The organism is Acinetobacter sp. V104_13, assembly GCF_031798995.1.
In the GTDB taxonomy this organism is placed as follows: domain Bacteria; phylum Pseudomonadota; class Gammaproteobacteria; order Pseudomonadales; family Moraxellaceae; genus Acinetobacter; species Acinetobacter pittii.
Map to the genome: position 1 here is coordinate 24,164 of NZ_JAVQNP010000011.1, position 13,916 is coordinate 38,079.

General features: G+C 39.8%; 14 protein-coding genes. 8 read left to right on the plus strand and 6 right to left on the minus strand.

The annotated features are described in order from the left end of the window. Positions 1-34: 34 nt before the first annotated feature. Positions 35-1,315 carry an OprD family outer membrane porin gene (locus RMB06_RS02415; RefSeq protein WP_311078106.1) on the minus strand — a complete coding sequence of 427 codons (1,281 nt, stop codon included), beginning with the start codon at positions 1,313-1,315 and terminating at the stop codon, positions 35-37. Positions 1,316-2,052: 737 nt separating this feature from the next. Here RMB06_RS02415 and RMB06_RS02420 point away from each other — a divergent pair. Together RMB06_RS02420 and RMB06_RS02425 are read left to right on the plus strand one after the other, a co-directional pair. Continuing rightward, positions 2,053-2,241: a hypothetical protein gene (locus tag RMB06_RS02420; RefSeq protein WP_311078108.1), complete on the plus strand. Its 189-nt coding sequence runs from the start codon at positions 2,053-2,055 to the stop codon at positions 2,239-2,241. A 38-nt stretch (positions 2,242-2,279) separates the two neighbouring features. Next, positions 2,280-3,092, plus strand: coding sequence for a TorF family putative porin (locus RMB06_RS02425; protein WP_311078110.1), 813 nt, complete (start codon positions 2,280-2,282; stop codon positions 3,090-3,092). Positions 3,093-3,133: 41 nt separating this feature from the next. Here RMB06_RS02425 and RMB06_RS02430 read toward each other — a convergent pair whose 3' ends face one another. After that, positions 3,134-4,012: a dihydrodipicolinate synthase family protein gene (locus RMB06_RS02430; protein ID WP_311078112.1), complete on the minus strand. Its 879-nt coding sequence runs from the start codon at positions 4,010-4,012 to the stop codon at positions 3,134-3,136. Between the two features lie 15 nt (positions 4,013-4,027). After that, complete coding sequence (locus tag RMB06_RS02435; protein ID WP_309164929.1) at positions 4,028-4,804, minus strand: aldolase; 777 nt, start codon at positions 4,802-4,804, stop codon at positions 4,028-4,030. A gap of 111 nt (positions 4,805-4,915) precedes the next feature. Here RMB06_RS02435 and RMB06_RS02440 point away from each other — a divergent pair, with 111 nt between their 5' ends. Further along, the gene (locus RMB06_RS02440; RefSeq protein WP_311078118.1) at positions 4,916-6,346 is read left to right on the plus strand and encodes a PLP-dependent aminotransferase family protein; all 1,431 of its coding nucleotides are present in this window, start codon (positions 4,916-4,918) and stop codon (positions 6,344-6,346) included. A 27-nt stretch (positions 6,347-6,373) separates the two neighbouring features. Here the strand turns inward: RMB06_RS02440 and RMB06_RS02445 are convergent, their stop codons facing one another. From RMB06_RS02445 to RMB06_RS02455, 3 genes are all read right to left on the minus strand, one after another. Continuing rightward, positions 6,374-6,919 carry an NADPH-dependent FMN reductase gene (locus RMB06_RS02445; protein ID WP_086394469.1) on the minus strand — a complete coding sequence of 182 codons (546 nt, stop codon included), beginning with the start codon at positions 6,917-6,919 and terminating at the stop codon, positions 6,374-6,376. 101 nt (positions 6,920-7,020) lie between these two features. Beyond that, positions 7,021-8,508: a YifB family Mg chelatase-like AAA ATPase gene (locus RMB06_RS02450; RefSeq protein WP_311078122.1), complete on the minus strand. Its 1,488-nt coding sequence runs from the start codon at positions 8,506-8,508 to the stop codon at positions 7,021-7,023. A 65-nt stretch (positions 8,509-8,573) separates the two neighbouring features. Continuing rightward, positions 8,574-8,801, minus strand: coding sequence for an accessory factor UbiK family protein (locus RMB06_RS02455; RefSeq protein ID WP_002121136.1), 228 nt, complete (start codon positions 8,799-8,801; stop codon positions 8,574-8,576). A gap of 278 nt (positions 8,802-9,079) precedes the next feature. On the opposite strand from RMB06_RS02455, the gene glnK reads away from it, so the two are divergent. The 5 genes from glnK (at position 9,080) to RMB06_RS02480 (ending at position 13,880) form a co-directional block, all read left to right on the plus strand. Next, positions 9,080-9,418, plus strand: a complete 339-nt coding sequence (gene glnK / locus RMB06_RS02460) for a P-II family nitrogen regulator (protein WP_000780326.1) — start codon at positions 9,080-9,082, stop codon at positions 9,416-9,418. 57 nt (positions 9,419-9,475) lie between these two features. Further along, positions 9,476-10,870: an ammonium transporter gene (locus RMB06_RS02465; RefSeq protein ID WP_005079483.1), complete on the plus strand. Its 1,395-nt coding sequence runs from the start codon at positions 9,476-9,478 to the stop codon at positions 10,868-10,870. A gap of 161 nt (positions 10,871-11,031) precedes the next feature. Further along, positions 11,032-11,490: a transcriptional regulator NrdR gene (nrdR, locus tag RMB06_RS02470; protein WP_000543541.1), complete on the plus strand. Its 459-nt coding sequence runs from the start codon at positions 11,032-11,034 to the stop codon at positions 11,488-11,490. 15 nt (positions 11,491-11,505) lie between these two features. Beyond that, positions 11,506-12,591: a bifunctional diaminohydroxyphosphoribosylaminopyrimidine deaminase/5-amino-6-(5-phosphoribosylamino)uracil reductase RibD gene (gene ribD, locus RMB06_RS02475; protein WP_311078127.1), complete on the plus strand. Its 1,086-nt coding sequence runs from the start codon at positions 11,506-11,508 to the stop codon at positions 12,589-12,591. Further along, entirely contained in the window at positions 12,588-13,880 is a 1,293-nt protein-coding gene (locus RMB06_RS02480; RefSeq protein ID WP_002121221.1) for a DNA adenine methylase, read from the plus strand. Before ribD ends, RMB06_RS02480 begins: the two co-directional genes overlap by 4 nt. The last annotated feature ends 36 nt before the right edge of the window (positions 13,881-13,916 follow it).

The window sequence follows — 13,916 nt, forward strand, 5'->3', positions numbered from 1 at the left end:
ACGTAGGTTTTTTTATGCTTGATAGATTTGTGAATTAGAATAATTTCACAGGAATATCAAGGAAAATACGCCATTCATTAGTGTCAGGCATATAGTCTGCAGTATAAGCATCGTCAGCACGGTAGATTGAATTACGTAAGCGTAAGCTTGAACCTTTGGTAAAACCACTTTGAACTGTGTATTTTACTTGGTTAAAGAATTCGCTTTCTTTTGAGTCATCTGCACCGTTAGATGTTTTGATATCCCAGCCATACACATAAGCTGTAGTCCAGTTTAGACCTGGTAATACACCTAACTTACCAAAGTCGAGACTGTATTGGATTTGTGCAGATTTTTCGTCATTACCAATGAAGTCAGATAGGTAAGAGTTTGGCAAATAGACACTTTGACCGCCGTCTTGGTTTGAACCATAGTTATAACCAATGTTACCGCTGTTTTGTTGGTACGCTAACATCACACTATGTGGACCAGTCGCATAAGTTCCTGAAACTGCCCAAATATTATTAGTTTTGTCTTCACCAGCTGGGCCAGTTGCATATGATAATGAAGCATTTTTATCAAATTTAGTATGATAACCACTGAAGTCATAAGTAAGTGAGCTGTCATTAGCAAGGGGTTGCTTGTAGTTCACATTTACATAATGACGATCAAGTTTGTCTTTTACATCAACGCCATAGTAAGAACCATTGAGTTGATCATCAAACTTATATTTTGCACCCCAAACCACTGCACGATCTAAACCATTTTGGTCAGTCGCAATTTGGTCAGAATATTGGTTTTTAGTGAATTTACCCGCAATGACTTCTAAATCTTTAATTTCATGGCTGGTTAACAATGTACCTGTGAAATATTCCGGAACCATACGAGCAGTGTTACTTGCAAGAACAGGTAAATCAAGTACTTGAGTACCATAACGTACAGTAGTATTTGAGAAACGAGCCTTTACGCTACCGCCACCGCGTGTCCATTGATCATACGGATTTTCACGTACGCCATTGTAACGAGGAATCATTTGGTTGCCGTTATTGTTATTTGCACCAATTTTGAATGAAAAATCACCCACAGCGCCGACACCGAAACCAACAATACCTTTGGTAAAGCCAGAATCTAGTGTAACGATTGCTGATTGAACAAATGAACTGTCATCTTCAACGTTATTTTTCTTGTCACGTTGAATATAACCTGTACGGAAGAGAATAGAACCGTTCGCATCTTCAACAAATCCTTTTGCCTCACTTTGCTCACTTGCCTGAGCTGAGGAAATTATTGCCGCAGAAATGAGAACTGCTAATGTAAGTTTTTGTGCTTTTAGCATATTTAAAGAACCTCATAAAAACGATAAATCCTGTGCCTTGTTATTGTTCAGGGCCTAGGATTTCCATTAATTGTATAAGTAATCTGTAAAAAAGATATATTTTTGTTCATTTTATTTTATATATGCTATGCAGGATTTGATTAATGTGGTAGGGGTTATTTAATAAATTTATAATTCGTCTTTTATACTTAATTTATTGTTTAAAATAAAAAAAGTAATTTAATTTTTAGTGGATTTTTACCATTTATTTTGTATTTAAAGTTAAAAAAACAGTTGATTCTTGTGTTCATTTTTTACTCTTTTTTGTTGGATATGTTTACTTTTTAATCTTATTTTAAGTTTCTTTTTTCATCACTTTTATTTTTATACCCTTTAAATTGTTACTATATAACGTTATTTTAAAAAATGGAATGTACAAAAATAGATCACTACAGGCGGTTAACAAAATATGTTTAGGTTGATCAAATTTAGTGCAATAACTTGCTTATATTTTGTGCACTACTCTTTTTATCCATATTATTGCTTAAAAAAGACCCAAAATAGTACATCTACTTTAAACAAGGAATAAATAAACAAATCCAATGAGTAGAAATGCGCAATCACAGATCATTACAAGCACTGTCCTTCAGAAATTTACATACTTTTTATATCTCGCCTCTAAGATTAAATAGAAAATTTATGTGCAACAAATGAATACTTCTCACCTCGCTAATTAATTTCCGATAAGGGGTTTTCGTATGTTTAGTATTTTTTCTTATATAAGAATTTTATTTTATCACTATGTTTTTTATAGATATATTTTTATAAAAATTACAGAGGAATTTTATAATAAAGTGAGTTTGATCTCAAAATTAATGAAGAGCACTGATAGCAAATTTGTACTTGGCACAGCAATTGCTAAAGCTCAAGTAACACAATTTGTTTAATTCCTATAAATCGTGCGTTCATTGTGGGGGAGATCAAAATGATGAAATTTGCACTTAAGGCAGTAACTCTTGGTATCTTTGCAGCAGGGTCAACTATGGCTATGGCTGAAGATGCTCCATCTTTTTATGGAATCACGGCAACAGGTAATGTAGCCGCGACCACAGACTACCGTTTCCGCGGTGTTACTCAATCTTCAAATAACCCAGCTATTCAAGGTGGGTTCACTTTTTCTCATAAGTCAGGTGCTTATGTTGCGCTTTGGGGGTCAAGCGTAGACTTTAATACACCTGGCGTTTCAACTGAAACCGATATCTCTTTAGGTTATACAAATACGTTAAAATTGTCTGATACGCTTGCACCAACTTATGATGTGGGTGTAATTCATTATGGATACATTGGTTCTGACTCAAAATTTACTAACCCATACAATGGTGATACTGGCTTCGACTTCACCGAATTTTACGGAAAATTAACGTTTGCAGACTCTTTATTTAAAGGTGATGCACTTAGTGTGGGCGTAAGCTATTCAGATGATTACTGGGGCCACTCTGATGAGTTCTGGTATTTCAACGTCGGTTATTCAGCACCAATTGCAGACACAGGATTTACTGGACTTGCTTCAGTTGGTTATAACAAACTCAAAAACAAAGACTCTTTACTTGTAGTTGCGGGTGGGCCAGGTGAAGACGATAGCTATATCGATTATAAAGTTGGTGTGAATTATAACATCTTGGGTATTGTTGCTGAGCTAGATGTTGTTGGTACAGACATTAGTACTTCTGGTATGACTGATGCTGGTAAGAAACCTTATGACACGGGCTTGGTGTTTAGTTTAACTAAAACATTCTAAGTTTGAGTTTTAAAAAAGCGGGTGAGTAACCCGCTTTTTTATTAGTTTTCTATTTCAGAAAGTAGCTGTTTTAACTGGTTAAGCTCAATATCCGTAGCTTTAGATAATGGCTTGCGTGGTAAGCCCGCAGAGACACCTTTTAGTTGTAAACCAGCTTTAATCATTTTAGGTAAACCACCATTTACAATAAAGCGTAGTAAAGGAAGTTGCTGATAAAATGAATTCTGGGCCTGTTCCAATTCACCATTTTTTACATGTTCAATAAGCTGTTGAGGTCGTTGACCTAATAGGTTTGGTGCTGCTGTACACCAGCCGCTTGCTCCAGCACATAAAGCTTCTAAAGCTAGAGGGTTACACCCGTTATAAAATGGGAGTTCTCCTTTTGATAGCTCATAAATCTTATGCATGCGCTGAATATCACCGCTACTTTCTTTCACCATCGTAATATTTGCAATGCTATTAAACATACGCACAATTAACTCTGGAGACATATCAACACCGCTAGTCGCGGGGTTGTTATAAATCATAATTGGTAGTGTGGTTTCTTGGGCAATTGCTTGATAATATTCAAAAATATCTTGGTCTGTTAGCTTCCAATAAGATATAGGAATCATCATGAGTGCATCTGCACCGTAGCTTTGAGCGATTTGGGCTTTTTTAATGGCTTGATCAGTCGTGAGTTCTGAAATTCCAATAATGACAGGCACGCGTTTTTTAATACTTTCAATTGAAGTTTTTGCGACTAAGCACCATTCATCCCATTCAAGATAAGCGCTTTCGCCTGTACTGCCTAAAGGCGCAATCGCGTCGCAACCGTTTTCAATAAGCAAATCCAGCATCTGTTTTAAAACAGGAAGATTAATGGTGTTGTCATCAGAAAATGGGGTAACAGGGTAGCCAATAATGCCGTTTAGTTTCATGGTGGAAATCTCTTTTTAAATACAGTCAGAATGTTTTTTCAAAGCTTTACGTGCGTAGTAGGCAAAGTTCACTTTGTTACGTTTATCGGTAGAAACCCAGTCATGAGCTTCTGTTGCTAAAGCATGGGGGATGGGCTGGATTTGTCCGGCAGACATGGCTAGCAGTTGCAGTTGAGCTGCTCGTTCAATTAAAAGAGCCAAGTTGCAGGCTTCTTCAATGGTTTTTCCTGTAACCAGTTGGCCATGATGAGACAACAAAACAGCACGGTTTTTACCAAGCGCAGAAGAAATCAAAATACCTTCTTCATTACCTACAGGGACACCTGGCCAATGACCTACAAATGAGCAGTCTTCGTAGAGTGCGCAAACATCCATTTGGGAAATCATAAGTGGAATCTGTAACATCGATAGAGCCGCTACATGAGTCGGATGAGTATGGATAATGCAGTTCACTTCTGGATGTTCTTTATAAATCCATGTGTGAAAACGATTGGCTGGGTTTGCCATTCCTTCTTGATTGATGGGTTCTAAATCTTGATTTACCTCAAGTAAATTTGAGGCAGTAATTTCATCAAAACCTAAACCAAAACGTTGGGTAATAAAGGACTCTTTATTTCCACTACGGCAGGTAATTTGGCCAGCTAAACCAGCATCATGGCCATGGTCAAATAAAATACGACAAGTGAGTGCAAGCTTTTGACGATCAGTTAAATCTGAGTCGCTAATCCACTTTTGCATGTCTTGCTGCGCGTGTTGCATCAGGTCTTGTTTATTTACAGAAGCAGTCTTCATCTCTTCTCCAGTCCAGTTGACCAAATTAAGTAGGTGAAGGCAGAATAGAAAACAACTGGATGAATCAATACATCCAGTTTTCATAAATTGTATGGTCCAGATGGGGCGAATATGCTAAGACCTTGGCAAGTACATTTTCGTATCGATGAAAGAGAAGAAAAAACGGTATTTCTAAAACTGACTAACTTGATTAGTCAGGAAATTTTATGTGGCCGTTTAGTGCAGGGTACGATGCTGCCGGGGTCTCGTAGCTTGTCAAAAGAACTAGGAATTAATCGAAAAACCGTACAAGCAGTCTATGAAGAGTTAGAGGCACAAGGATGGCTTGTGACCCGTCCCCGAAAAGGCACATTTGTGGCGGATGTTTTGCCGGAAAAACAGCTTCAAATAGAGCCAGTATCTGAGCGAACAGTTAATGATAAATCAATCACTCAAGAAGTGATTCAACGCCCACATAACGATGGTGTGCCAGATCCGAGGCTTATTCCCTACGAACTATTTTCGCGGGCATACCGGCATGCACTGATTAAAATTACGCAAAACCAGTACATGGGATATGGTGACCCACGAGGTATGGTTGAGCTAAGACAGGCTTTACAACAAATGCTGTCGATGGAACGTTTTATGAATATTGCCGAAGATGAGATTTGTATTGTACGTGGTAGCCAGATGGGAATTTTTCTTGCCTCTCGTGCATTACCCAATCGGCAGGGCGTTATCGTTATTGAGGAATTATATTATCCATCTGCTTTTAAAGCATTTCAGTCAAATGGCTTTCAAGTAGTTTCTGTTAAATTAGATGAACAAGGTATTGTTATTGAAGATTTAGAGCGGGTTTTACAAGAACACTCAGTTGCTGCCATTTATACAACTCCGCATCACCAATATCCTACAACTGTCACCATGACCATGTCTCGCCGTCTTCAACTCTTAGAGCTTTCAAAAAAATGGGGGTTTTATATTATTGAAGACGACTATGACCACGAATTCCATTATGACAGCCGGCCTATGCCACCCTTAGCAAGTTTGCCTCATTCTGAATTGGTCATTCATGTGGGCTCATTATCAAAGGTCTTTGCACCCGGTATTCGCTTGGGATACGTCGTGGCATCGTCAATAATCATTCAATCGATTACAGAAAATATTCTATTGATTGATCGGCAAGGCAATAACATTACGGAACTTGCTTTAGCAGATTTAATGCAGCGAGGGGAAATTAAGCGACATATCCGTAAAATGAAAAAAATATATCAACTACGCCGAGACCATGCATTAACTGAGTTTAATCGAATTTTTGCAGAGAGTGTTCAGATACAGCCACCCGCAGGTGGAATGGCTTTGTGGGTGAAATTCCAGAAACCATTTACTCAAGATCAGCTTATAAAATTAAAAGAACTTAACATTGATACAGAGCATAAGTTTAAACAGAAAGAATGTACTAATCATTGTATCCGTTTTGGCTTTGCGGCTTTATCCGAGAAAGAAATTACTTCCTTAATTGAGACTTTAAATGAAGCTTTTAATAAAAGGACAGCGGACTAATAATACGCTGTTTTATTTTAAGAAAGTTCACTTTAATTCATTTCTACATTTTTGAATCTCTGAGACAAATTTAAGCAGAAAGGGGGTAATTTGTGACTTATATTTTTCGGTTTGTAGCATCTCGCTAATTTGTTCAGGAGATTTGCCGATGAGAGAAATCCTTAAAAATAAATCTTCAAAGAAATTGCTGCTAACAGTCGACAATACTCTTCTTAAAGAAACTAGCATGTCGTCGCCGCGGCTAGATGCATGAACTAGGACTATAGGTATATCTATAATTTCGGTACGGGAAACCATCCAATCAATTGCATTTTTAAGACCACCTGGAATACAACGGATATATTCTGGACTTGAGATGATAATGCCATCTGCATCAGAAACAGATTTAATAAATTCTTCCACTACAGTAGGCGTTTTTTCTCCTTCATTATCTGGAGAAAAGACAGGCAGATTATTAATATGATCAAAAACTCTCAATTCAATGTCGGACGGTGCTATATCCTTTATTGCTCTTAATAGAGCAGTATTTGTAGATTCTTTTCTTGCACTACCTGAGATAGCCAAAATTTTCATAGCGTCCTCTTTTTTACCTTTTTATATAGGCATCAATAAATTCTTTAATGAACAACTTATATGCATATTAAAAAAGCGGATACACGATCCGCTGTTTTATCTTAAGAATGATTGCCTCGATAAGAGAGTGCTTCTGTAAGATGAGGACTTTGGATCATCTCACTTTGAGCCAAATCGGCAATGGTACGAGCAACCCGTAAAACACGATGATAAGCACGAGCCGACAGATTCAAACGTTGCTGAGCCATTTCAATCATTCGTTGAGAAGTACTATCAAGTACAGCATATTGCTCAAGTTGTTTGGGTGAAAGTGCTTGATTTAAATAATCTTGTCTTTGCATTTGTTGTTCATAAGCATAAATCACACGTTGTCTTACAGTCGTAGAGTCTTCAGCAGGCGTTGGATCCTGCAGTTCTTGAGCTTTTAAAGGCGGTACATCAATATGTAAATCGATACGATCAAGTAATGGCCCCGATATACGGTTTTGATAGCGCTTGATACTCTCTGGCGAACATTGGCAACGGCTGTCTTGATTAAACGCATAACCACATGGACAAGGGTTCATTGCTGCAATGAGTTGAAAGTTTGCAGGATAAGTAATTTGCCGAGCTGCACGTGAAATAATGATTTCTTTTGACTCAAGCGGCTGACGTAAGACCTCTAGAACTTTTCTGTCAAACTCGGGGAGTTCATCTAAAAACAAAACCCCTAAATGAGATAAGGTAATTTCACCCGGTTTAGGATGTGAACCGCCCCCAACTAGTGCAATCGCTGATGCTGTATGGTGGGGCGCGCGAAATGGACGCTGACCAAAGGTATGGGGTGTATTTGAAATAGAATAAATACTCGCGACTTCAAGCGTTTCCTGATTAGAAAGCGGTGGCAAAATTGAAGGAAGACGTGAAGCGAGTAAAGTCTTACCTGTACCTGGTGGTCCTTTAAAGAGCAGCGAGTGCCCGCCTGCGGCGGCAATTTCTAGTGCGCGACGTGGACGTAGCTGACCTTTTACATCTGCCAGATCAAATTTATAAGGCATTTGGTTTGAGGTCGTTGCAGGTTCAATCGAAGATAGTGATTTTATGCCCAAGAAATGATCACAAACTTCTTTTAAATGGCTCACTGGATAACATTTAAGATTCGGTAAATGGCTAATATCCTGACTGTTATCGAGAGGTAAAAGCATTTTATGCTTGGCCTGTTGACACGCCATTGCCAAAGTTAAAGTGCCTGACACTGGCCTTACATGGCCATCTAAAGCTAATTCACCAATTAATTCAAAATCTTCGGCACAGTTTTCTGGGAGCTGGCCAGATGCAATTAAAATACCTATAGCAATAGGTAAATCTAGACGTGATCCATCTTTGGGCAAATCTGCTGGTGCAAGATTAATGGTCAGCCGTTTTGTTGGAAATTGAAATCCACTATTAATAATGGCTGAGCGAACGCGGTCTTTACTTTCTCTTACCGCCGCCTCTGCTAGGCCGACAATAGTAAGAGAAGGTAAGCCTTGACTCACATGTACCTCAACTTCAATCAGAGGTGCATGTAAACCTAAAAGTCCCCGTGTATAAATTTTAGAAAAAGACATCTTATTGTTCCATTATGGTGCTTCATTTTTAATCGTTGTAAAGTATAAATGCGCTACGTTGGTGCTTATTTTTTATTCTTTAAAGTTTCTTCTAACAAACTTACTTGTTTTTGTAGCTCTTCTAAACGTTGATTGGCTGATTGAAGTGCAGTCTTTTGACGGTCGATCTCTTGTTTGGAAACAAGATCCAACTTTTCGACCGCTTCATTTAATAATGCACGTAAATTTTTTTCCAAATCTTTTTTAGGCTCATCAATTTGTTCCAGAATGGCCTGTAGCAAAGTTTCTAGCATGAAATATCCAAAGTGTTGTATTACCTTATGCTTTACAGTTTAACACTGCTTAAGCGCTGGATATAGGTTTCAATTTTTTTAGTGCAAATAGATCATTAAATCAGCATATAACACTACTGAAAATTCATTTTATTTTTGATAGCTCATCTACATCTTGCTCACTAAATAGGTTATAAAGAAAGTTCATGCAAAAGATTCATTTCCCTCAACCTTTGAAATATTGGCATGAAAATTGAACATAAAACCTTACTGGTGAAAAGAAGCCGAAGGAAACAAACATGAAGCTTGTAACTGCAATTGTAAAACCGTTTAAATTGGATGACGTGCGTGAAGCACTCTCTGACATTGGTGTACAAGGGATTACCGTAACTGAAGTTAAAGGTTTTGGTCGTCAAAAAGGGCATACTGAACTCTACCGTGGCGCGGAGTATGTGGTTGATTTCTTACCTAAAGTAAAAATCGAGATTGCGATTAGTGATGAAATGGTCGACGCAGTAATTGAATCAATTACACGTGTCGCAAGCACTGGAAAAATCGGCGATGGTAAGATTTTTGTGACTAACCTGGAACAAGTAATCCGTATTCGTACGGGTGAAACTGGACCGGATGCTGTCTAAATTGGCACAAAGCTTGCTGAGTAGAAAATAACTCGCAAATGAGGTTGGGGGACACGAATGAAAAAAATGCTTATGGCGCTCAGTCTATCAGGCGCTCTTTTGGGTGGTACTGCCGTTTGGGCAGAAGAAGCTGTAACAACGCCAACATCGGAAGTTGCGGCTGCATCAACATCTCCAGCTACTGCAACTACTGCAGAAGCACCAGTTGCTGAAACTCCAGCAGCTCCAGCACCGACACCTACGCTTGATACGGGTGATACCTCTTGGATTTTAGTTTCAACCGCATTGGTTCTATTAATGACCATTCCGGGATTGGCATTATTCTACGGCGGTATGGTACGTAAAAAAAATGTACTCAGTACGATGATGTTCAGCCTTTCAGCTGCAATCTTGGTAAGTTTGCTGTGGGTGATTGCTGGTTACTCAATCGCGTTCTCTGGCACAGGTGCATTTTTTGGTGATTTGTCTAAAGCAATGCTAAACGGGGTAGCGTTTGATGCATTAAGTGGGACAATTCCTGAAAGTCTCTTTGTTATTTTCCAAATGACTTTTGCCATTATTACAGTGGCGATCCTTAGCGGTTCTATTGCAGACCGTATGAAATATTCAGCTTTCATGGTGTTTATTGCAGTTTGGGTGCTCGTTGTTTACGCACCAATTACCCACTGGGTGTGGGCTGCAGATGGCTGGTTATTTAAAGCAGGTGCATTAGATTTTGCTGGTGGTACAGTTGTACATATCAACTCAGGTGTTGCAGGTCTAGTTGCTGCTTACATGCTTGGAAAACGTATTGGCCTTGGCCGCGAATCTATGGCTCCGCATAACCTGACTTTAACTGTAGTGGGTGCAAGCTTACTTTGGGTGGGTTGGTTCGGCTTTAACGGTGGTAGTGCTCTAGGCGCTGGTGCTCGTGCAAGTATGGCAATTTTAGTGACTCAAGTTGCTGCTGCCGCTGCTGCATTCTCTTGGTTAGTTGTTGAACGTATGATTCGTGGCAAAGCATCTGTATTAGGCGGTGCTTCTGGTGCGGTAGCTGGTTTAGTTGTGATTACACCAGCAGCAGGTTTTGTTGGGGTAGGCGGTGCTTTAGTGATGGGCCTTATTGGTGGCGTAGTGTGCTTCTGGGGTATTACAGCACTTAAACGCTTACTTAAAGCCGATGATGCTTTGGATGCGTTTGGTTTGCATGCGGTAGGTGGTATTGTCGGTGCGATTTTAACTGGCGTATTCTACAGTGACGAAATTATTAAAGCAGCGAACGTTGCATTAGCTCCAACATTCGCTGGCCAATTATGGGTACAAGTTGAAGGCGTATTGGCAACCATGGTTTACAGCGGTATCGCGACTTTCGTTATTCTTAAAGTGATTGATCTTGTGATTGGTATCCGTGTTAATGCTGATGATGAGCGTATGGGTCTGGATTTAAGCCAACATGGCGAACGTATTGAATAATCATTAATATATCTGCTGTCTTAAAAGAACAGTCTTGCGCTGTGATCAAAGCGATGCTTTGATCTTGCTCAGGACTGTTTTTTTGTCTTGAAGAATGCTGGTTCTGTAAGTGTAGAAATTTTGCTACACTAGGTCAAAGTAATCGACCCTATAAATCCGCTATGCATTGTCCATTTTGCAACGCCGCAGATAGTAAAGTCATCGATTCACGTTTAGCCGCCGAAGGCTGTCAGATTCGTCGACGTCGTGAGTGTGTAAGTTGCGGTGAACGTTTTACCACTTTTGAAAGCTATGAAGTGGTAATGCCCCGTGTGATCAAATCGAATGGAAAAAATGAACCTTTCGATGAGGCCAAATTACGCCGTTCGTTAATGCATGCTTTGCAAAAACGTCCGGTCACACAAGAGCAGATCGAAACAGTTTTAAGTGATATCCAGTTGCAGATTCGCCGTTTAGGTGAGCGTGATGTGAAATCTAGAACAATTGGCGAAATTGTCATGCAATCTTTATTTGCCCTTGACCATGTTGCTTACGTCCGATTTGCTTCTGTCTATCAAGATTTTCAGGATGTTGAAGCGTTTCGCCGCCAAATAGAGCAAATGCAACAACGTGAACACTAATCATTTGAGATTTTTATGTCTGAGTTGAAACAAGATCAGTATTGGATGCAGCAAGCTATTGAACTTGCCAAACGAGGACTATATTCGACCAAGCCTAATCCAAATGTGGGTTGTGTGATTGTCAAAGATGATCAGTTAGTTGGCCAAGGTTTTCATCCTAAAGCGGGTCAGCCACACGCAGAGGTTTTTGCCTTACGCGAAGCGGGTGAATATGCACAAGGTGCAACAGCTTACGTTACGCTTGAACCATGTGCACATTATGGCAGAACCCCTCCTTGTGCCGAAGCATTGGTAAAAGCCCAAGTTAAAAAAGTAGTGGTTGCTTGTCCTGATCCAAATCCATTGGTGGCGGGTAAGGGTGTTCAGATTTTGGAAAATGCTGGAATTGAAGTAGAAGTTGGCATTTGCGAAGATTTAGCATCAAAACTTAATCAAGGTTTTTTAAAGGCAATGTCTACAGGCATGCCTTATGTGCGTTTAAAAGTAGCCTCAAGTTTAGATGGACGTACTGCAATGGCATCAGGTGAGTCGAAGTGGATTACTGGTTCGGCTGCACGCCAAGATGTACAACATTGGCGTGCCATTTCTGGAGCAGTAATTACAGGTATTGAAACTGTGATTGCAGATGATTGTCAGCTTAACGTGCGTTCACTCAATAATTTTGATATCGAGACAGTTGCTCAGCCAAAACGTGTTGTTTTAGATCGCCAAGGACGTTTATCACTTAACGCTAAGATCTTAGAGAATCCTGAAACTGTGATGGTGATGGGGCCGTATCGTCAAGAACTTGCTGATTTAGGCGTGATACAATTAGAAATTCAGCCTTTAAAAATGCTGTTACAGACCTTATCTAAGCAACATCAAATTTATGATGTGTTGGTTGAAGCTGGCGCAACATTGTCTACTGCCTTTTTGCAAGAAGGTTTGGTGGATGAATTGATCAGTTATATTGCCCCGACCTTATTGGGGAAAAGTGCAAGGGCCATGTTCAATGCAGAATTTGAATATATGGCAGAGCAACTTCGTTTTACACTTCTTGATGTGACACAAATTGATCAAGATATACGCTTAAGGTTAATCCCTACGCAAGAGAAAGTATGAATTCAGAGCCTTCGGTTTATCACAAACGTCGTCATGCAGCCCGTACGACAGACGAATATCTTTTCCATCAGCTTGTGCCGTACTTGGGTAATAAGCGCCGATTGCTCCATCTAATTTTAGAAGCCCTTGAAATTACAGGGACACTAAATAGCAAGAAAAAGAATCCACCGATTTTTGCCGATTTCTTTGCCGGCAGTGGCGTTGTATCTCGTTTAGCACGTCAAAATGGTTACCGAGTGATTGCGAATGACTGGGAACCTTATAGTCATGCTTTAAATCATGCGATTTTAGCCTGTGTAGATGCACCTGCTTTTAAAGAACTGGGTGGCTATCAAAAGGCAATCGATTATTTAAATCGCTTACCTGAAGTTAAAGGTTGGGTAACGCATAACCTTTGTCCACGTAACGATGATGTATACGATCCAACTCGTGACCGTTTATTCTTTAAACGCCGTAACGGTATGCGTATTGATGCGATTCGCCAGCAGATTGCAACATGGCAGGCACAAGGTGCAATTAATGATGTAGAGATGAGTGCTTTGCTTGCACCATTGCTCTATTCAGCTAGTTTTGTCAGTAACACGAGTGGTGTATTTAAAAGCTTCCACCAAGGGTGGGGCGGACGTACTCAAACTGCGTTAGAACGAATTGAATCATTACTTTGGTTAACACCGAGCCGTTTTTGTGAGATTGGTGATCGCAAACGTCCGGCTGCTGAAATGTGGTGTGTAGATTCACAACATCTAGCAAATCAAATGAGTGGTTTTGAGGTTGATGTTGCCTATCTCGATCCACCATATAACCAGCACGCATATAGTAGTAATTACCACGTTTTAAATGCATTAACTTTATGGGATCAGGTGGATTTACCTTCACCAGATACCAAAGGTTATAAGAGTGGTATTGATAGAGCATGGCGTAAAGAACGTCCAAGTCCATATAACTCTTCTAAACATGCAAAAGATGCGTATGAGAAATTACTTTCAACGATCAATGCACGCTATATTCTGACCAGCTATTCAACTGATGGTAATATCGAGCCGAAAGATTTACTTATGGCCAATCTGGAACGAGGCAAAGTGACCTTGTTAACACAAGATGTTCCGCGTTATCGAGTGAGTAAACAACGACAGTCTGAACGTGCACGCGTGCTTGAGTTTATTGTGATTACTGATACTCATGCTAAGTCAGGACCACCATTACGTCAGTTATTAGGCCAGCTTTACCACTTCGCCGAGCTAGGTGGTGTAGATACCTCAGGCAATAGTACACAGCTCGCACTTTGGTAAGCGCTGCAATTTAAGCAGTGTAAAAAGATTTGGAGA

Coding starts and splice junctions, on each gene's coding strand:
- RMB06_RS02415 (WP_311078106.1), bottom strand. CDS start 1,315: ATGCTAAAAGCACAAAAACTTACATTAGCAGTTCTCATTTCTGCGGCA.
- RMB06_RS02420 (WP_311078108.1), top strand. CDS start 2,053: ATGTTTAGTATTTTTTCTTATATAAGAATTTTATTTTATCACTATGTT.
- RMB06_RS02425 (WP_311078110.1), top strand. CDS start 2,280: ATGATGAAATTTGCACTTAAGGCAGTAACTCTTGGTATCTTTGCAGCA.
- RMB06_RS02430 (WP_311078112.1), bottom strand. CDS start 4,012: ATGAAACTAAACGGCATTATTGGCTACCCTGTTACCCCATTTTCTGAT.
- RMB06_RS02435 (WP_309164929.1), bottom strand. CDS start 4,804: ATGAAGACTGCTTCTGTAAATAAACAAGACCTGATGCAACACGCGCAG.
- RMB06_RS02440 (WP_311078118.1), top strand. CDS start 4,916: ATGCTAAGACCTTGGCAAGTACATTTTCGTATCGATGAAAGAGAAGAA.
- RMB06_RS02445 (WP_086394469.1), bottom strand. CDS start 6,919: ATGAAAATTTTGGCTATCTCAGGTAGTGCAAGAAAAGAATCTACAAAT.
- RMB06_RS02450 (WP_311078122.1), bottom strand. CDS start 8,508: ATGTCTTTTTCTAAAATTTATACACGGGGACTTTTAGGTTTACATGCA.
- RMB06_RS02455 (WP_002121136.1), bottom strand. CDS start 8,801: ATGCTAGAAACTTTGCTACAGGCCATTCTGGAACAAATTGATGAGCCT.
- glnK (WP_000780326.1), top strand. CDS start 9,080: ATGAAGCTTGTAACTGCAATTGTAAAACCGTTTAAATTGGATGACGTG.
- RMB06_RS02465 (WP_005079483.1), top strand. CDS start 9,476: ATGAAAAAAATGCTTATGGCGCTCAGTCTATCAGGCGCTCTTTTGGGT.
- nrdR (WP_000543541.1), top strand. CDS start 11,032: ATGCATTGTCCATTTTGCAACGCCGCAGATAGTAAAGTCATCGATTCA.
- ribD (WP_311078127.1), top strand. CDS start 11,506: ATGTCTGAGTTGAAACAAGATCAGTATTGGATGCAGCAAGCTATTGAA.
- RMB06_RS02480 (WP_002121221.1), top strand. CDS start 12,588: ATGAATTCAGAGCCTTCGGTTTATCACAAACGTCGTCATGCAGCCCGT.